The organism is Pseudorhizobium banfieldiae, assembly GCF_000967425.1.
GTDB lineage: Bacteria > Pseudomonadota > Alphaproteobacteria > Rhizobiales > Rhizobiaceae > Neorhizobium > Neorhizobium banfieldiae.
In genome coordinates this window covers 3,946,039-3,964,382 of the sequence record NZ_FO082820.1, presented here as the reverse complement: position 1 = coordinate 3,964,382, position 18,344 = coordinate 3,946,039, and the positions used below count along the sequence as shown (strand labels likewise).

Here is an 18,344-nt window from a genome sequence, read left to right as displayed (position 1 = left end):
CCTCAGCTGGCGATTGCCCGACCATCGGCGTCAAAACGGTGCATGCTGGTCGCATCGGGCGTTGCGAAGACAATGTCGTCGGCTGAATAGGGGTGTTCGCCGAAAAGCCGCACCGTCACCAGTCCTGCCTGCTCCGTCTGGATGTAGACGATGGTGTCGGCCCCAAGATGCTCCACATGCTCGACCCTGCCCTTCCAAGTGCCGGCTTCCCGGGACAGGCCGATATGCTCCGGCCGGATGCCGATCGTGGTCGCCCCCGTCTCGCCCATTCGCCCGGCTTCAATGAAGTTCATCTGCGGAGAGCCGAGGAAGCCTGCGACGAAGAGGTTGGCCGGGCGATTGTAAAGCTCCATCGGCGAGCCGATCTGCTCTATGGCGCCGGCATTCAGCACGACGATCTTGTCGGCAAGCGTCATCGCCTCGACCTGGTCGTGGGTGACATAGATCATCGTCGCCTTCAGGCGTCGGTGAAGTGCAGCTATCTCCAGCCGCATGTGCACCCTGAGCGCCGCGTCGAGGTTGGACAGCGGCTCGTCGAACAGGAAGAGCTTCGGTTCACGGACGATGGCGCGGCCGATAGCGACCCTCTGGCGCTGCCCGCCGGACAGTTCCGCAGGCCGCCGCCCGAGGTATTCGTCAAGGGACAGCATAGTGGAAGCCTTGGCGACCCGCTCCGCTATCACGGCCTTCGCCTCGCCCGCCTGCTTCAGCCCGAGCCCCATGTTGTCCTTCACCGTCAGGTGCGGATAGAGGGCATAGGTCTGGAAGACCATGGCAATTCCGCGTTTGGCGGGCGGCGTGTTCACCACTTCCGCACCATCGATCCGGACGCTTCCCGCAGTCGCGTCCTCCAAGCCCGCGATGACGCGCAGGAGCGTGGACTTTCCGCAGCCCGAGGGCCCGACAAAGATCACGAACTCGCCGTCCTTCACGTCGAGATCGATCCCCTTCAGCACCTCGTGGGTCCCGAAGGACTTGCGGATGGAGGTCAGTTGCAGCGAACCCAATGGCGTTGTCCTTACGAGATAGGCGGCATTACAGAATGACTGGCGCGCCGGTCCGCACGCTCTGATCGGCGGCGAGGCAGATGCGCAGCGATTGCACGGCGTCGTTCATGTGGCGGTCGAGGTCGATATCCTCGCGAATGGCCTTGAGCACATAGGCCTGTTCCATGTCGCAAAGGTCCTGATGACCCGGTTCGCCAGCCATCGCCAGATCTTCGTCCGGACGCAGGAATTTCCCGTCCGCGCCCGTTTCGGCGGTATGAACCCGGATCAGCGAGGTCTTGGTGTGCGTGTCGATGTCGTCGGACTTCGCGTTCGGATCCATGACGATGGAGACCGAGCCCTTGGGCGACATCACGTCCTTCACGAAGAAGGCGGTCTCGGAGATCATCGGGCCCCAGCCCGCTTCGTACCAGCCGACCGAACCGTCATCGAACATCACCTGCAGGTGGCCGTAGTTATACATGTCAGGCGCCACCTCGTCGGAAAGGCGCAGGCCCATGCCGCGCACCTGCACGGGCTTGGCATCGGTGATCTGGCACATGACGTCGACATAGTGGACGCCGCAATCGACGATCGGCGAGGTCGTCTGCATCAGCGCCTTGTGCGTTTCCCAGGTCGGGCCCGAGGACTGCTGGTTGAGGTTCATGCGGAAAACGTAGGGTGGCCCGAGCTTGCGCGCCTCCTCGATCAGCCGCATCCACGACGGGTGATGGCGCAGGATGTAGCCGATGACCAGCTTGCGCTCCGCCGCCTTCGCCGCCGCCACCACACGCTCTGCATCGGCCACGGTCGTGGCCAGCGGCTTTTCAACGAAGACATGGCATCCCGCCTCGAAGGCCATGACGGCATAGTCGGCATGACTGTCCGAATAGGTGCAGATCGAGCAGAGGTCGGGCTTCAGCTCGGCGAGCGCCTCCGGGAAAGACGGGTGGATGGTGTAGCCCTGTAGTTCCTCCGGCAGCGCCACTTCGGACCGATTGATGAAACCGACAATCTCGAAGCCCGGGTTGTTGTGGTAGGCGAGCGCATGGCTGCGGCCCATATTGCCGAGGCCGGCGACGAGGACGCGGAGGGGATTGGTTCCAGAATTCACTTCACTGCTCCGGAGGTAATGCCGCGGATCAGTTGCCGCGAGAAGATGACGTAGAGGACCAGCACCGGCAGGATGGCCAGCGACAGGGCCGAAAGCACGGCGTTCCAGTTGGTGACATACTGGCCGATGAACATCTGGGCGCCCAGCGTGATCGTCTTGGTCGCCTCACCGGGCGCCAGAATCAGCGGGAACCAGAGGTCGTTCCAGATGGGGATCATGGTGAAGACGGCGACCGTCGCCATGGCCGGGCGCACCAGCGGCAGCACGAGGCGGAAGAAGATCGCGTATTCGGACAGGCCGTCGATGCGCCCGGCATTCTTAAGGTCGTCGGAAACGGTGCGCATGAACTCCGAAAGGATGAAGATCGCCAGCGGCAGGCCCTGCGCCGTATAGACGAGGATGAGCGCAGTCAGCGTATTGACGAGACCCGTCGCCACCATGCCCTGCAGGATGGCAACCGTACCCAGGCGGATCGGGATCATGATCCCAAGCGCGAGATAAAGACCCATCAGCGTATTGCCGCGGAAGCGATATTCGGAGAGAGCGAAGGCGGCCATGGCACCGAACAGCAGGACCAGCGCGATCGCGACGACAGTGACGATCAGGCTGTTCTGGAAATAGCCGACGAAATCGCCCTGCTTCAGCACCGTCTCGTAGCCGACAAGGCTGAAGGTCTTCGGCGTCGGCAGGGCCATCGGCTCGCGGAAGATGGCGTTGCGTGCCTTCAGCGAGTTCACCAGCGTCAGGAAGACCGGAAAGAGCGCGATCAGCGTATAGGTGATCAACGCTATATGGATGAGCCCGGAGCGAAGAAGGGAAGAACGTGCTTTGGACATCTCGCCTCCCTCAGAACTGATAGCGGCGCATGCGGCGCTGGATGACGAAGAGATACAGCGACACGCCGGCGAGGATGATCAGGAACATCACGGTCGCGATCGTGGCACCCATCGGGCGGTTGCCCATCTGGTTCTGGAAGCCGAAGAAGGTGCGGTAGAGCAGCGTGCCGAGAATGTCGGTCGAGCCGTCCGGTCCGGCGAGCGCCCCCTGCACCGTATAGATCAGGTCGAAGGCGTTGAAGTTGCCGACGAAGGTAAGCACCGAGATAATGCCAATCGAAGGCAGGATCAGTGGCAGCTTGATCTTCCAGAACTGGCTCCAGCCGGTGATGCCGTCGATCTCCGCCGCTTCCAGCACCTCGTCGGGGATGTTGAGAAGGGCTGCGTAGATGAGCATCATCGGGATGCCGACATATTGCCAGACGGAGATCAGCGACACGGTGATGAGCGCACTTTCCGGCTTGCCGAGCCATGGTGAAAACAGCGACTTCAAGCCCACGAGGTCCATCAGGCCGGGCGCGATTCCCCAGATCGGCGAGAGGATGAGCTTCCAGATGAAGCCGACGATGACGAAGGAAAGCAGCGTCGGCACGAAGATGGCGCTTCGGTAGAAGGCGGCAAACCGCAGTGTTGGAACCGACAGCATGGCGGCCAGCGCGATGCCGATCGGGTTCTGCACCGCCATATGGATGATGAAGAAGATCGTGTTGTTCCAGAGGGCGTTCCAGAAATCGGCGGCAAGCCGCGGGTCGCCGAACAGGCGCTGGAAGTTTGCAAGGCCGACGAAAGTCATCTGGCCATCGACGACGTTGAAGAGCGACAGCCTCAGCGTCTCGATCAGCGGGAGGATCATGACCGCGGTGTAGACCAGAAAGGCCGGGGCCAGGAACACGAGGATGTGCCAGCGCATCGTGCGCTTCGGTGGAGCGATCCGCGTCTCGGCAATGTCGGATTGGGTCATCGGCGTCTTCCGGAAACGAGGCATCGTCCAAGTTTATGGCAGCGGCGCCTGCCAGCTACCGCCCGCCCCTCCCGTCGACATGGGCGTGCCGCTGATGGCGGCCGAAGCTCGGGTAGGAAGAAGCCCTCTCCCCCGGTCAGGGAGAGGGCGAGCGATGGTGCCGAACGCGTTCTTACTGCTTCGGCTTATACCAGCTGTCGAGGCCCTTCTGGGTCTCTTCGCCAGCCTGCTCCGGGGTCATCGTGCCGTTGATGACGTTGGCGGTGGTACGCCACATCTCGAGGTCGAGGTTCGGATCGCCGCGGCCGACGATCGCCGCGCTCGGGCGGATCGTCGTCTCGCAGTTCTCGCGCCAGGAAACGAATTCCTGGGCCAGTTCGTCCTGCATCGTGACGGGTGTCGAGTTCAGGCTGAAGAAGCCCGGAGCCGAATTGGCGTAGAGGTCGGCAAATTCCGGCGATGCGACCCACGACAGGAAGGTCTTGGCGGCTTCGGCGTTCTTGCTGTTGGCGTTAAGGCCGATGCCGATGTCGTTGTGGTCAGAGATGTAGCACTTGTCGCCCTCAGCCTTCACCGGCGGCGGGAAGGCGCCCATTTCGAAATCGGCCTGGCTCTTGAAGGGTGCAATTTCCCAGGACCCTGCCGGGTAGATCGCAGCGCGTCCGAGCGTGAAGAGATTCTGGCTGTCCGGATAGGTCTGCGCCTCAAAGCCGTCGCCGAGATAGTCCTTCCACTTGGCGAGCGTCGCATAGGGCTCGACCCACTGCGGATCGGTAAGCTTCTGCGTACCATCAATCAGCCCCTTGCGGCCTTCCTCGCCTTTGTAATAGTTCGGGCCGATATTGTAGTAGCCCATGGTGGCGGCTTCCCACTGGTCCTTGGTGCCCATGGCCATGGGGATGTAATTGCCGTCTTCCTTGATCTTCTCGAGGACCGCGAAGAACTCTTCCTCGGTCTTCGGCACCTCGACGCCGACTTCCTCGAAGGCTGCCTTGTTGTAGATGAAGCCGTGGATGACGGAGGCCATTGGTACGCAGAAGGTGGTCTGGCCGTCGTCAGTGGTCCAGGCGGACTTCGCGACGTCGGAGAAGTTCTCCATGCCTTCAAGATCGTTCAGCGGCGCCAGTTGCCCCTTCTCGAACATGGCGAGAGAGAGGTCGAACGGGCGGCAGGTGATCAGGTCGCCTGCAGTGCCGGCCTCAAGCTTGGCGTTGACGGCCGAGTTGTACTCGGTGGGCGCCATCGGCGCGAAGGTCACCTTGATGTCCGGGTGCTTGGCCTCGAACGCCGGGATGATCTTCTCCTGCCAGATCGGCAGATCGTCGTTGCGCCAGCTCTCGATGGTAAGCTGGGTTTCCTGCGCCATCGCCATGCCGGCCGGAGCCAGAACGGTCGTAGCAAGCAGCATGCCTCTCAGAATGCGGGTCATATCGTTCTCCCTCTTGTTCGCGCACTCAGGCGCGCTTGTGGAACCCAGTTTTTGTTTCGAACTCGGCAAGAGCAGCGCGCAGCACCTCTCCGTTTCTGTGCAGTGCCTGCCGAGCAGATTGGATGTCCGGCATCCCAGCCGCAAGGAGGACGGCAACCTTTACCGAGCCTCCGGCGCTATCGAGCAGTCGTCCGGCCTCGTCCACCGCTACACCGGCGATATCGGCGACCATACGCGCCGCGCGTGCCCGCAGCTTGATGTTGTCGGGATGAAGGTTGACCATATGCCCATCATGCACATGACCGAGCCTGACTGCGGCAAGGGTCGACAGCATGTTGAACGCGATCTTCTGCGCCGTTCCCGCACCCATGCGAGTCGAACCCGCAATCACCTCAGGCGGTGTCCGCAGCAGGATCGAGACGTCCGCATGGGTAAACAGCGCCGCACCAGGGTTGTTGGCAATGGCGATCACCTGCGCTCCGCGCCCCTTGGCGGCCTCCGCGACGGCCAGAGCATAGGGCGTGGAGCCGCTTGCCGAGACGCAGATGACACAGTCGGTCGGCTCGAGCACCGCGGCATCCTTGTGCGCCTGCTCCACGTCGTCCTCGGGAGATCCCGCCAGGTCACTGAGGCTCGCGAGACCGCCGGCAAGCAAGACAAGGAACCGGTCCCTGGGTATTCCATAGGTACCCGGCAGTTCCAGGGCGTCGGCCATGGCCATGAGCCCGGAACTTCCCGCACCCGCATAAACGATCCTGCCGCCGCCGCGAAGCGCCCTAGCCATCAGGTCCGAACCTGCCTCTATTGCCGGGATGGCGGCATCGACAGCAGCGGCCGCAGCCTGTTGTCCAGCCGCGAGAAGGCGCAGGATCTCCTGCGGCGGGCGGGCATCAAGTCCCCCTGCTTCTCCATGCCTGGCTTCGGTGGCGGTTCCGCTCATCCGTTTCTCCCTCTGGCTGAAATGATGCCAAAAAAATACCAATTGTCCAGCCGGCAAATTAAGAAATGTGAAGGTTACCTTAATTCTTCTGCTGACTGGCTAGTTTGCTCTACTCTCTCGACCCATATCCGGGGTTCTTGCGACCCTCTTCGCTTTCACCCTTGGTAATTGGTATTTTTTTGGTATCATAAGTATGGAGGTCATCCATGCAGGCTTATTTCATTGGCATCGACGGCGGCGGAACAAGCTGCAGGGCTGCAGTGGCGGATGCAGACGGACGCATCATCGGCCGTGGGCGAAGCGGCGCGTCCAACATCCTGACCGATCCTGATACCGCACTCCGGCACATCGAGGAGGCAACGCGGCTGGCGTTCGGGGAAGCGGGGATCTCTGCCGACCTCTCCGAGGCATCGGCTCTTCTGGGCGTTGCGGGCAACAATGTCGGAGACGCTGTTTCCTATGTCCAGGCCCGGCTGCCCTTCCGGCACTCGGAGATCGTGTCCGATGGCCTCATTGCCCTGCAGGGTGCTCTCGGCGATGACGACGGGGCGATTGGAATCGTCGGCACCGGCACGATCTTCATCCTGCGCCATGCAGATGAGATCCACTATCTCGGCGGCTGGGGTTTCCAGGTGGGCGACCTGGGCGGGGGTGCCCGCCTCGGCCATGCTGCCTTGCAGGAAAGCCTGCTCGTCCATGACCGGATCCGGCCCGGCAGCGCCCTGACGGCCCATATCCTTGATGAGTTCGCACACGACCCCAGGAAAATCGTCGATTTCGCGCGCGCGGCCCGCCCCGGGGACTACGGTCGCTACGCACCGATCGTGGTTTCCTTCGCGGCGGAAGGCGATGCAATCGCCCTGCGGCTGATGAAGGATGCGGCATCGCATGTCGACGAGGCGCTCGATGCAATGGCACGGATCGACGGCGGCACCGGTCGCCTCTGCCTGCTCGGCGGGCTTGCAGAGATCTACCCATCCTACCTCGCCGAGCGTCACAGGAGCCGGCTCGTCCCGCCGCAGGGGGACGCGCTCACCGGGGCGGTTTCATTGGCCGTGAAGGCGTTTCGGAAGGAGGGGGCATGACGGCACCGCTTGCTTCGCTGCTTCCCCTGGAGGGTCTTCAGGCGCCGGGCGGCGGACCGCTCTACCTTCGGCTGCGGCAGCTGCTCGAGGAGGCCATCCGCTCCGGCCGCCTCGGTGAGGGCGACGCGCTTCCCGCCGAACGAGATCTCGCGGACTATGCCGATGTCAGCCGGGTCACGGTGCGCAAGGCAGTGGACGACCTCGTCCGGGACGGCCTGCTGGTGCGCCGCCAGGGCTCGGGCACCTTCGTGGCAAAGCCAGTTTCGCGCGTGCAGCAGCCCCTTTCGCGGCTGACATCCTTCACCGAGGACATGGCTCGGCGGGGGCTCGAGACGCGCTCGGAATGGCTGGAGCGTGGCCTGTTCCACCCATCGCCCGAGGAGATGATGATGCTCGGCCTTGCCGCCGGAACGCTGGTCGCACGGCTTGGCCGTTTACGCATCGCGCGAGACATGCCGCTGGCGATCGAGCGGGCGAGCCTGTCGGCGGAATTCCTGCCCGACCCGGAGGCGGTCACCACCTCGCTCTACGCCGAGCTCGAGAAAAAGAGTGCGCGCCCGGTGCGCGCGATCCAGCGCATCTCCGCCTGCAACGTCAAGGAACCCGAAGCGGGTCTGCTTGCCGTTCCGGTCGGGGCGGCCGGGCTATCGATCGAGCGCATTTCCTACCTCGCCTCCGGGCGGGTGGTGGAATTCACCCGCTCGCTCTATCGCGGCGACACCTATGACTTCGTGGCCGAACTGACCTTGGGGGATTGACAATGCAGACGCATATGCGGCGCGAGATCAACGAGATACCGGAGGCGGTCGCAAGGCTCCTGGAAAGGTCGGCGGGTGATCTGGCTCACGCAGGGCGGGCCCTGCGAGAACGGGATCCCGCCTTCCTCGTCACGATAGCGCGCGGCTCTTCCGACCACGCAGCAACCTTTATCAAGTACGCAATCGAGCTCACGACAGGTCGACCCGTCGCCTCGCTCGGTCCGTCGCTTGCCTCCATCTATCATGCACCAATGAAGCTTGCCGGTAGCGCGGCCATCGCGATCTCGCAGTCGGGCAAGAGCCCCGACATCGTTGCCATGACGCAGGCGGCGACGGAGGCGGGGGCACTCACCCTCGCGCTGACCAATACACAGGCCTCGCCGATGGCGCAGGCCTCTTCCCACACGATTGACTTCCAGGCCGGTCCCGAACTCGCCGTGGCTGCGACCAAGTCCTACTTCAACTCCATCGTGGCGGGGCTCGCATTGCTGGCGGAGTGGGTGGACGACGACGCCCTGAAGCGTGCGCTGCAGGATCTTCCGGCCCTCTGCTCACGCGCCGTAAACCTCGATTGGACGGACCTTGCGGGGCAGCTCGGTGACGCGGATTCGCTTTTCATGCTCGGCCGCGGGCCGGCGCTTGCCATCGCCAGCGAAGCGGCGCTGAAGTTCAAGGAAACCTCCAACATGCATGCGGAGGCCTATTCTTCGGCGGAGGTTCTGCATGGCCCGGTGGCGCTCGTCGATTATCGATTCCCGGTCATCGCATTTGCGGCGCGCGACGCCGCCGAGGCCTCGGTGGTCGAGATCGCCGATGGTCTTGCCGGCAAGGGTGCCCTTGCCTTCGCGACATCGAGCCGGGCCGGCAAGGCCAGCGAGCTTCCCTTCGTAGCGACCGGCCACCCCCTCACCGATGCACTCTGCCTCATCCTGCCGTTCTACGGCTTCGTCGAAGCCTGGTCGCGCACGCGCGGCTATAATCCTGACGCCCCTGCGGCGCTCAAGAAAGTGACGGAAACGAAATGACCTCAATAGCCATCCGCAATGCCCGCATCTTCGATGGAGAGACCTGGCATCAGGACTCGGCTCTCCTGCTGTCCGAGGGACGTGTCGCGGCCATCGTTGCGGAATCGGACGTTCCCGCCGGGGCCGAAGTCGTCGACATTGGTGGCGGCATTCTGGTTCCGGGCTTCGTGGATCTCCAGGTCAACGGCGGCGGGGGCGTCATGCTCAACGACGCTCCGACGGTAGAAGGGCTGCGGACCATCTGCGCCGCCCATGCCCGTTTCGGCACGACCGCGCTCCTTCCCACGCTGATCACCGATAGGCCGGAGACCACCGCGGCCGTGATCGCCGCTGGACGGCAGGCCCTGGCCGACCACGTGCCAGGCCTGCTCGGCCTGCATCTCGAAGGTCCGCACCTTTCGCTTGCACGCAAAGGTGCCCACGATCCCGCGCTGATCCGGCCCATGGAGGAAGAAGATCTCGCCCTCCTCCTCTCCTGCCGCGACAGCTTCCCGGCGATGATGATCACTGTCGCGCCCGAGAACGTCACGGAAGCACAGGTTTCGCGTCTGGCCGAAGCAGGCTTCGTCGTCAGTCTCGGTCATACCGATGCGGATTTCGACACCGTCCAGCGGTATGCAAAGGCCGGCGCGCGCACCGTCACCCATCTCTTCAACGCCATGAGCCCGCTCGGCCACCGGGAGCCCGGCATGGTTGGTGCCGCCCTGCACACCGGCGTGCTCCATGCCGGCCTGATTGCTGACGGCATCCATGTCCATCCCGCCGCGATGGCGATCGCACTCCGCTCGAAACAGGGACCCGGCCGCATTTTCGTCGTCACCGACGCCATGTCGCCGATCGGCACCGATCTTGCGCGATTCACGCTGAACGGACGGGAGATCCTGCGTCGCGACGGCCGCCTGACCTTGGCGGACGGGACGCTTGCCGGTGCCGACATTGACATGCTTGCCTCTGTCCGCTTCCTGCACGGCAGTCTCGGCCTGCCCATCGAAGACGTGCTTCGGATGGTCTCCGCCTATCCGGCCGAGGCGGCCGGGGTTGCCCCGCGAAAGGGCCGTCTGTTCCCCGGCACGGATGCGGATTTTGTAGCGTTGACGGACGACCTGCAAATGAAGAGCACGTGGATCGGCGGTGCCTGCATCTACTCGGCGTGATCCCTTAGGAGGGGGAGCCGGATCCGGACGCACAGGCCTTGCCCACCAGCCCCATCCAGTAGTTGAAGACGCGCACGGTGCAACTCGGCGATCTCTTCAACGATCGGCAGGCCAAGGCCCGAGCCTGAGGAATCGGCGCGCGTGCCACGGTCGAAGCGCTGCAGGACGGAGTCCCGCCTCTCCGGCGGAATGCCCGGCCCGTTGTCTTCGACTTCGAGGATGGCTTCTGCTTTCTCTTCCCTGACTCGGACGGTCAGGTCCGCGCCGCGGCCGGCATAGAGAAGCCCGTTGGCAACGAGGTTCTTCAGAAGCTCCGCGAGAAGCAGAGGCTCACCAGTGATCATCAGCTTGCCGCCGCCCTCGAAACCAAGATCGATGCCCGCCTCTGCCGCGAGTGGGACGTGATCGGCGGTCACGCTCTGCGCAAGCGAGGCAAGATCCGTCTCCCGAAAGGAGGCCGAGCGTGTCGCCGCGTCGATCTTCGCCATCAGGAGCAGCTGGGCGAGCAGTCTTTCACCGTCCGCGACCGCTGCATCAGCCTTGCTGACTGCAACCTTTGCGGTCTCGAGGTCGGTCGACCGAGACGCGAGGGCGAGCTGGGTGCGGATGATGGCAAGCGGCGTGCGCAGCTGATGGCTGGCATTTCCCGTGAAATGCCGAAGCGCCTCGAGCGCCGATTCAAGCCGCACCATGAAGGAGTTCACGGTGTCCACCAGACCCTGCACCTCGCTTGGGACCCGCTCCGCGATCGGATGCAGATCATCGGGACTGCGTAGCGCGATCGCTTCGCTGAAGCGGTAGAGCGGGCGAAGGGAGACGGTGACTGCGATCCACACGATCACGGCGGCACCGATGATCATGAACAGCAGGCGGGCCGCGGACCGGAACAGGATGGTCTGCATCAACTGCTGGCGGGCCATGGTCGTTTCCGCCACCGTCACGCTGAACGGGACGGAATCGATACCAGTCGACGCAGAGCGCGCCAGGACCGCCACCCGGATAGGCTCGCCGCGAAACACAGCGTCCTTGAAGGCGGCCGCCTGACCCTCGCTACGTGGAATCGACGGCAGGGTCTGGTAGCCCGTGATGAAGGTCCCGGGCGGTCCGTCCACACGATAGAAGACGCGGTCCTGTGCCGCCGATGTCAGCATTTCGAGCGCGACATAGGGAATGTCGACCTCTAGCCTGCCGTCCTCCGACACCACGACGCGCTCCGCGATCGCCAGCGCCGAGCCCATGAGCACACGGTCGGAAACCTCGTCCGCGGTCTTCTCGGCCTCCCGCCAGGTGTCCGCAAGTGCAAACGCTCCGAGCACGGCGGTGGCAAGGAGCAACCAGGCGAGCAGCCGACGTCGAAGGGAATAAGGGGGGGTCATCCAGCGGTTGCCGAATTCTCGAGGTAGTAGCCGATCCCCCGGGCGGTCCTCACCGTCAATCCGTGCGGGGCCAGCCGGCGGCGCAGCCGGCTGACATATTGCTCGATGGCATTGGCCGAAAGGTCCTCGTCGAAGCCCGTAAGTGACCCCACGATCGCATCCTTGGAGACGACTTTTCCAGCTCGCAGAAACAGCAGTTCCAACAGGGCAAGCTCGCGCGCAGGAATGTCCAGCGGCACGCCGGCGCTGGTGAATGTCCGAGAGGTAAGATCCAGCGTGACGCCCCCGAACTGGACGACGGAACTCCTCAACCCCGCCTGCCGGCGCATCAGCATGCGGATGCGCGCCTCGAACTCGGAGATATCGAACGGCTTGATCATGTAGTCGTCAGCGCCGAGATCGAGGCCGCGCACGCGTTCCTCCGGTGCGCCGCGTGCCGTCAGGATCATCACGGCTGCGCGGTTCTGCCTCGAACGCATGGAGCGCAACACATCGAGACCATCCATTTCCGGTAGGTTGAGGTCGAGAATGACAAGATCGTAGGTCTCCGCCACGGCAACCGCCTCCGCCGAGGCGCCGTCAGCCACCACGTCCACGGCATAGCCGCTGCCGCGCAAGAGCGTCGACAGACCCTCAGCAAGCGCCTGATTGTCTTCCACCAGAAGAATTCGCACGTCCATACCCCTCTCGCCGGAGATTATCCTGCGCGATGCCCGTTGTCACGAAAGCGAGGGGCCGGATCCTCGGCTTGTGCTGCGGCTCCTGCTGATGCATGGTTTGGGCATGAGGCCGCTCGTTATCCTCCCCCTTCTCCTTTCCTTCCTGTCCAGCTTTGCATCCGCGGCAACGACGGTTTTTCCTGCCCTGTCCGGCCGCGCCGATGCACCTGTACTGGTGGTCTACTCCTCGCTCGACGAGCCATTGGCGCGCCCGATGGTCGCGGGCTTCCAGGCCGCCAATCCGGATATTGCCGTACGCTATGAGGACATGCTGACAGGCGAAATCTACGATCGGATTGTTCGGGAAACGGATGCCGGGCAGAAAACGGCCGACTTCGCCTTCTCCTCTGCGATGGACCTGCAGGTCAAGCTCGCAAATGACGGCTATGCACAGCGTAGCGATCTGCCGATGAGCGAGATTTGGCCGGGCTGGGCCAATTGGCGCAATACCGCCTATGCCCTGACCTTCGAGCCGGCAGTCTTCGTCTATCACAAGCCAAGCTTCCAGGAAGAAGCACCACCCTCGACGCGCGCCGAGTTCGTGGCGCTCCTGTCGCAGCGCGGCGATGACGTCTATGGCCGGATCGGCACATACGACATCGAGCGCTCGGGGGTCGGTTTCCTGTTCATGTCGCGCGACCAGGAGCAGTTCGGTGACATCTGGTCGGTGATCCGGGCCATGGGAGCTGCCGGCGTCAAGCTCTATTCGACGAGCCAGGCAATTCTCGAGCGCGTCGCCGACGGGCGGTTTGTCCTGGGCTACAACATCCTCGGTTCCTATGCGGCCGACTGGGCCTCCCGACATCCGAATGTCGGCATCGTGCTTCCGAAGGACTATACCGTCGTCATGTCGCGGATCGGTCTCGTTCCCCAGGCCGCCGCCGCTCCCGAACTCGGGCGCCGCTACCTCTCGTTCTTCATGTCTCGCGAGGGCCAGACGATCATGGCGCGTGAACTGCAGATCCCAGCCGTCAGCCCGGAGGTCTCGGGCAACAATACCGCCACCACCATGCGGGAGATGCTGGGCGGGCAGCTCAAGCCCGTACCGGTCAGCCTCGGATTGATGGTCTATCTCGACCAGGTGAAGCGGGCGAGGCTCATTTCACGCTGGAACGAGGTGCTCCGGCTGCAGTGAACTCCCCTTGCCATTTACGCAGGAGAGGCGGAATGTCAGGTAGATGTCAGCTTGATATGATCGCTTATGGGCATTCGGCGCTCCTGGAGGGGACTGCCGATGCGGATGGGAGGAGCGCCCGGCGGCATGTGCCGCCAGCACGCCGTCCTCCTTGCCCAAACAAGATGATCGCGCCAGACGGCGCTTGTTGGAGGACAGACCCTTGAAACACTTCGTTCTTGCTTCGATTCTCGCCGGAGTTCTCGCTCTGCCGGCCGCAGCCGCCGACTACACCATCATGGCGCCTGCAGCGCCCGGCGGCGGCTGGGACCAAACCGCACGCTCGCTCCAGACGGCCCTTCAGGAAGAGGGCATCTCCGGCAACGTGCAGGTCGTCAACGTTCCGGGCGCCGGCGGCACGATTGGCCTCGCACAGTTCGCCAGCCAGCAGAAGGGCAACGCGAACGCCCTGATCGTCGGCGGCTATGTCATGGTCGGCGCCATCTTGACGAACCAGTCGCCGGTGACCCTGAAGGACGTCACGCCTATCGCCCGCCTGACCGGGGAATATGAGGCAATCGTCGTACCAGCGTCCTCCGACATTCAGTCGATCGACCAGCTCGTCGAGAAGCTGAAGGCGGATCCGGGTTCGGTTTCCTGGGCAGGCGGCTCTGCCGGCGGTACCGACCATATTGCCGTGGGGCTCCTCGCGAAGGCAGCCGGCGTCGATCCTACCAAGATCAACTACATCGCCTATTCGGGCGGCGGCGAGGCACTCGCAGCCATCCTCGGCAGCCAGGTAACTGCCGGCGTTTCCAGCTATGGCGAGTTCCAGTCGCAGGTCGAGGCCGGTACGCTGCGCCTGCTCGCCGTTTCCAGCGATGAGCGCATCGAGGGCGTTGACGCTCCGACACTGAAGGAGGCCGGCTATGACGTCGTGCTGCAGAACTGGCGCATGGTAGCGGCAGCTCCCGGCCTGTCCGACGAGCAGAAGGCTGCCGTGCTCGCCGACATCGAGAAGCTCGCCAAGTCGGCAACCTGGCAGGAGACGCTGAAGACCAAGGGCTGGGCCGATACCTACCTTGCAGGCGATGAGTTCGATGCGCAGCTCGAGAAGGACATCAGCGCGACGGAAACCGTGCTGAAGGATATCGGGCTGGTGAAATGAGCCTCGACCAAACGACTCCCGCAAACGAGCAGCGCCGCCCCGATTGGGCGGCGCTTGCCATCGCCGTCGTCCTCGTCGCGATTGCGGCAGTGATCTTCTTCGACGTCGCCCGCGTGAAGGGTGCCGCCGGCTATTCGCAGGTCGGGCCAGCAACAGTTCCGGAATGGATCTCCTTCGGCTTGATCGGGCTGGCGATCTGGACTGCCATCGAGGCGTTTCGCGGCGATTTTCCGCAGCGGGAGAAACAAGAGCTCGGCCCGGTATTCTGGGTGGTGGGCGGTCTTGCGGCGCAGATGCTGCTCCTCAACCGCACAGGCTTTTCGATCGCTACGGGCGTGCTCTTCGGATTTGTCGCTGCCGGCTTCGGTCGCAGAAAGCTGTGGCTTACCATCCCCGTCGGCATCGCCATCTGCCTCGGAATCTACCTGATCTTCGCCGGACTGCTCCAGCTGTCCCTACCCGCCGGGCCACTGGAACAGCTGTTCCTCTGACGAGAGCACCGGATACCCTCATGACCACATTCGAGTTTCTCTTGCAGGGGTTGCTTTCGGCCATGGAGCCGATGAACCTCCTTTACGCCCTGATCGGCGTGACGCTCGGCACGGCCGTCGGCGTTCTGCCTGGAATTGGCCCTGCGCTGACCGTCGCTCTGCTACTGCCGGTCACTTACCGGCTTGACCCGACCGGTTCCCTCATCATGTTTGCCGGCATCTACTACGGTGGCATGTACGGCGGCTCGACCACGTCCATCCTCCTCAATACACCCGGGGAAAGCGCGTCCATCGTCACTGCGCTGGAGGGCAACAAGATGGCCAAGGCGGGCCGTGGCGGACCTGCACTGGCGACCTCTGCCATAGGCTCCTTCGTTGCCGGTCTTGTCGCCACGCTGCTGCTGGCCTTCCTCGCACCCTACGTCGTCCAGATCGCCATCCAGTTCGGGCCGCGGGAATACTTCGCGCTGATGGTGCTCGCCTTCGTCACCGTTTCCTCAGCCTTCGGGGATTCCGCGCTTCGTGGCCTGACCGCGCTTTTCGTGGGTCTGGCCTTTTCGATCGTCGGCATCGACCAGTTGACCGGCCAGACCCGCCTTTCGTTTGGCGTTCCAGACTTGCTGGACGGCATCGAAGTGACCACGATGGCGGTCGCCATGTTCGCCATCGGCGAAACGCTCTTCGTCGCCGCGCAGGGGATGCGGGGGCCGGAGACGGTCGAGGCAGTTAAGGGCTCCGTTTGGATGAGCGCGCAGGACTGGGCCCGCTCCTGGAAGCCTTGGCTTCGCGGCACCGTGATCGGCTTCCCGATCGGCGCCATGCCCGCCGGCGGTGCGGAGATCGGCACCTTCCTCTCCTATGCGACGGAAAAACGACTGACGAAGCATCCGGAGGAATTCGGCAACGGCGCCATCGAAGGCGTCGCAGGACCTGAGGCAGCCAACAACGCATCGGCCGCCGGCACGCTCGTGCCGCTCCTGACGCTCGGCCTGCCGACCACCGCGACGGCGGCGATCATGCTTGCCGGCTTCCAGCAATATGGCCTGCAACCAGGCCCGTTGCTGTTCGCCACCAATCCGCAGCTCGTCTGGGGCCTGATCGCTTCGCTCCTCATTGCAAATGCCATGCTGCTCGTTCTCAACCTGCCGCTGATCGGCCTGTGGGTGAAGCTGCTGACCATCCCCAAGCCCTGGCTCTATGCCGGTATCCTGGTCTTCGCGACGCTCGGAACGATCGGGGCAAACCCTTCCGTGTTTGAACTCGGCATGCTCCTGACCTTCGGGCTGCTCGGCTATGTCATGCGGGTCTTCGGCTACCCGATTGCACCGGTCGTGGTCGGCCTTATCCTCGGGCCGCTGGCTGAACAGCAACTACGTCGCGCTCTGGCGATCAGCCAGGGCGACGTCACCTATCTCTTCACTTCGCCCATCGCAGCCGTGCTCTTGGTGGTGGCGGCGCTCGCCTTCATCGTTCCGCTGATCCTTCGGATCCGCGGCCGGGGTGCGATGCTGTCGCAGATGGCCGCGAACGAAGACTGAGCTAGTCCTCCCAGGACGGAGGGGGTGCGGCTTCGCTGCGCCCCCTTTTTTGCCTATCAGGGTCCGAAGACGGACCAGCCGGTGCGATGCGCCAGCATTTCCAGCGCGAGCGAGCCGACCAGCGAATTTCCGTTGTGGTTGAGGCCGGGAGACCAGACGGCGATGGACGCCTTGCCCGGCGCAACGGCAAGAATGCCGCCACCCACTCCGCTCTTCCCCGGAAGGCCCACGCGGTAGGCGAAATCGCCCGAGCCGTCGTAGTGGCCACAGGTCAGCATCAGCGCGTTGATCCTCCGAGCCCGTTGGCGTGATACCACCGTATGGCCCGTCAGCGGGTTGCGCCCGGCTGCCGCAAGGAAAAGTCCGGAATGCGCGAGTTGCGTGCAGGTCATGGCCAGCGCGCAGTGGTGGAAGTAGACGCCGAGGACGTGGTCGACCGGATGGTCGAGCTTCCCGAAGCCCCGCATGAAGTTGGCGAGAGCGATGTTGCGATACCCTGTCGCCGCCTCGGACTTGGCAACGGCAGGGTCTATCGCGATGCCATCATCGTCCGCGAGGTACTGGACGAAGCGAACAATCTCGCCGATCGCCTCCCTTGGCGTATGGCCGGCGAGGATCAGGTCACTGACCGCGATTGCGCCCGCATTGATGAACGGATTGCGCGGCTTGCCTTCCTCGTGCTCCAGCTGGACAATGGAATTGAAGGCCGATCCGGACGGCTCCCGCCCCACCCGCTTCCAGACGTTTTCACCGTGCTTGCCGAGTGCCAGCGTCAGGGTGAAGACCTTGGATATGCTCTGGATCGAGAAGGGCTCATCGCAATCGCCCGCCTTGGCGACCACCCCATCCACGTCCGTCACGGCGATCCCGAACTTTTTCGGATCGATATGAGCCAGTTGCGGGATGTAATCCGCGACCTTGCCTTCCCCAAGCCGCGGCAGGAGAGCGTGATGGATCTCGTCCACGATGGACTGCAGGTTTTCCATGGGGGCCGCTATTCGAATTCAGAGCCGGAGAGATGGTTGCGGACCGAAGTCTTGACCTTGCCGATATCCGACCACAGTTCGGCGACCATGGCGCGGTCGACATCGGCCATCAGGTCACGAAGCCACGCCTCGTGGGCGACGGCCATGGCCGCGAAGAGTTTTGCCCCCGCTGGCGTCAGCTGCGCGACCGTAACCCGCCGGTCACGATCCGGCGTGACGCGTTTGACCAGTCCGTCGGATTCAAGCCGCTCCACCAGCCCGGTTACATTGCCGTTGGTGACCATTGTCCGGCGGGACAGCTCCCCAAGACGCAGGCCGTTCTTCTCGCGGTAGAGCTGCGCCATGAGGTCGAATTGCGGCAGCGTCGCGCCGAACTCCGTTCTCAGCCGACGGCGGATTTCGGTGGTGATCAGCTTGGTGGTCGAGAGCATGCGAAGCCACAGCCTCGTCTCGGGCTTGGCCGCGCCCGCGGGACCATGCACGATCAGCTCCAGGTCCGCGCTCGCGGCATCGTTTTCCATGGTGTCCATCCGCGCCACATCCCCCTGTCTGAACAGTTACGAAGCGATATTTGAATTGTCAAAGGCTCCCTTGGTCGGGGTCTCCGTCCCGAAAGCGCTTGACGATCGCCTCACGCCACATATAGTTTAAACTTAAAATAATA

At 63.6% G+C, this 18,344-nt stretch carries 18 protein-coding genes; 8 read left to right on the top strand and 10 right to left on the bottom strand.

Annotated features, from left to right (window positions below; translation table 11 throughout):
- Nucleotides 1-2: 2 nt before the first annotated feature.
- From NT26_RS19110 to NT26_RS19085, 6 genes are all read right to left on the bottom strand, one after another.
- Complete coding sequence (locus NT26_RS19110; protein ID WP_052641105.1) at nucleotides 3-1,007, bottom strand: ABC transporter ATP-binding protein; 1,005 nt, start codon at nucleotides 1,005-1,007, stop codon at nucleotides 3-5.
- A gap of 28 nt (nucleotides 1,008-1,035) precedes the next feature.
- Entirely contained in the window at nucleotides 1,036-2,100 is a 1,065-nt protein-coding gene (locus NT26_RS19105) for a Gfo/Idh/MocA family oxidoreductase (protein WP_052641103.1), read from the bottom strand.
- Nucleotides 2,097-2,936 (bottom strand): carbohydrate ABC transporter permease, encoded by an 840-nt coding sequence (locus tag NT26_RS19100; RefSeq protein WP_052641101.1) that lies wholly within the window; start codon nucleotides 2,934-2,936, stop codon nucleotides 2,097-2,099. Before NT26_RS19100 ends, NT26_RS19105 begins: the two co-directional genes overlap by 4 nt.
- 10 nt (nucleotides 2,937-2,946) lie before the next feature.
- Entirely contained in the window at nucleotides 2,947-3,897 is a 951-nt protein-coding gene (locus NT26_RS19095; protein WP_052641099.1) for a carbohydrate ABC transporter permease, read from the bottom strand.
- Between the two features lie 172 nt (nucleotides 3,898-4,069).
- The gene (locus NT26_RS19090; RefSeq protein ID WP_052641097.1) at nucleotides 4,070-5,326 is read right to left on the bottom strand and encodes an ABC transporter substrate-binding protein; all 1,257 of its coding nucleotides are present in this window, start codon (nucleotides 5,324-5,326) and stop codon (nucleotides 4,070-4,072) included.
- Nucleotides 5,327-5,351: 25 nt separating this feature from the next.
- On the bottom strand, nucleotides 5,352-6,266 hold the full coding sequence (locus NT26_RS19085) for an N-acetylmuramic acid 6-phosphate etherase (RefSeq protein WP_052641095.1): 915 nt from the start codon (nucleotides 6,264-6,266) through the stop codon (nucleotides 5,352-5,354).
- Nucleotides 6,267-6,472: 206 nt separating this feature from the next.
- On the opposite strand from NT26_RS19085, the gene NT26_RS19080 reads away from it, so the two are divergent.
- Genes NT26_RS19080 through nagA form a run of 4 tightly spaced genes read left to right on the top strand, consistent with a single transcriptional unit; the run spans nucleotide 6,473 to nucleotide 10,288 of the window.
- Nucleotides 6,473-7,351: a glucosamine kinase nucleotide-binding domain-containing protein gene (locus tag NT26_RS19080; RefSeq protein ID WP_052641093.1), complete on the top strand. Its 879-nt coding sequence runs from the start codon at nucleotides 6,473-6,475 to the stop codon at nucleotides 7,349-7,351.
- Nucleotides 7,348-8,109 carry a GntR family transcriptional regulator gene (locus tag NT26_RS19075; protein ID WP_052641091.1) on the top strand — a complete coding sequence of 254 codons (762 nt, stop codon included), beginning with the start codon at nucleotides 7,348-7,350 and terminating at the stop codon, nucleotides 8,107-8,109. The genes NT26_RS19080 and NT26_RS19075 overlap by 4 nt, the downstream gene beginning before the upstream one ends.
- 2 nt (nucleotides 8,110-8,111) lie before the next feature.
- Nucleotides 8,112-9,134 (top strand): SIS domain-containing protein, encoded by a 1,023-nt coding sequence (locus NT26_RS19070; protein WP_052641089.1) that lies wholly within the window; start codon nucleotides 8,112-8,114, stop codon nucleotides 9,132-9,134.
- Nucleotides 9,131-10,288 (top strand): N-acetylglucosamine-6-phosphate deacetylase, encoded by a 1,158-nt coding sequence (nagA, locus tag NT26_RS19065; protein WP_052641087.1) that lies wholly within the window; start codon nucleotides 9,131-9,133, stop codon nucleotides 10,286-10,288. The genes NT26_RS19070 and nagA overlap by 4 nt, the downstream gene beginning before the upstream one ends.
- On the opposite strand, the gene NT26_RS19060 is transcribed toward nagA, so the two are convergent.
- Entirely contained in the window at nucleotides 10,276-11,664 is a 1,389-nt protein-coding gene (locus NT26_RS19060; RefSeq protein WP_052641085.1) for a sensor histidine kinase, read from the bottom strand. The two genes, nagA and NT26_RS19060, sit on opposite strands and share 13 nt — an antisense overlap.
- Nucleotides 11,661-12,338, bottom strand: a complete 678-nt coding sequence (locus NT26_RS19055) for a response regulator transcription factor (protein ID WP_052642392.1) — start codon at nucleotides 12,336-12,338, stop codon at nucleotides 11,661-11,663. Before NT26_RS19055 ends, NT26_RS19060 begins: the two co-directional genes overlap by 4 nt.
- A gap of 109 nt (nucleotides 12,339-12,447) precedes the next feature.
- Here NT26_RS19055 and NT26_RS19050 point away from each other — a divergent pair, with 109 nt between their 5' ends.
- The 4 genes from NT26_RS19050 (at nucleotide 12,448) to NT26_RS19035 (ending at nucleotide 16,694) form a co-directional block, all read left to right on the top strand.
- The gene (locus NT26_RS19050; protein ID WP_052642390.1) at nucleotides 12,448-13,518 is read left to right on the top strand and encodes an ABC transporter substrate-binding protein; all 1,071 of its coding nucleotides are present in this window, start codon (nucleotides 12,448-12,450) and stop codon (nucleotides 13,516-13,518) included.
- Nucleotides 13,519-13,720: 202 nt separating this feature from the next.
- On the top strand, nucleotides 13,721-14,665 hold the full coding sequence (locus tag NT26_RS19045; RefSeq protein WP_052641083.1) for a Bug family tripartite tricarboxylate transporter substrate binding protein: 945 nt from the start codon (nucleotides 13,721-13,723) through the stop codon (nucleotides 14,663-14,665).
- Nucleotides 14,662-15,156 carry a tripartite tricarboxylate transporter TctB family protein gene (locus NT26_RS19040; RefSeq protein WP_052641081.1) on the top strand — a complete coding sequence of 165 codons (495 nt, stop codon included), beginning with the start codon at nucleotides 14,662-14,664 and terminating at the stop codon, nucleotides 15,154-15,156. The genes NT26_RS19045 and NT26_RS19040 overlap by 4 nt, the downstream gene beginning before the upstream one ends.
- Before the next feature lie 20 nt (nucleotides 15,157-15,176).
- Nucleotides 15,177-16,694, top strand: coding sequence for a tripartite tricarboxylate transporter permease (locus tag NT26_RS19035; RefSeq protein WP_052641079.1), 1,518 nt, complete (start codon nucleotides 15,177-15,179; stop codon nucleotides 16,692-16,694).
- A 56-nt stretch (nucleotides 16,695-16,750) separates the two neighbouring features.
- Here NT26_RS19035 and NT26_RS19030 read toward each other — a convergent pair whose 3' ends face one another.
- Both NT26_RS19030 and NT26_RS19025 read right to left on the bottom strand, forming a co-directional pair.
- Entirely contained in the window at nucleotides 16,751-17,680 is a 930-nt protein-coding gene (locus tag NT26_RS19030) for a glutaminase (protein WP_052641077.1), read from the bottom strand.
- 8 nt (nucleotides 17,681-17,688) lie between these two features.
- Nucleotides 17,689-18,201 carry a MarR family winged helix-turn-helix transcriptional regulator gene (locus NT26_RS19025; RefSeq protein ID WP_052642388.1) on the bottom strand — a complete coding sequence of 171 codons (513 nt, stop codon included), beginning with the start codon at nucleotides 18,199-18,201 and terminating at the stop codon, nucleotides 17,689-17,691.
- Nucleotides 18,202-18,344 lie beyond the last annotated feature (143 nt).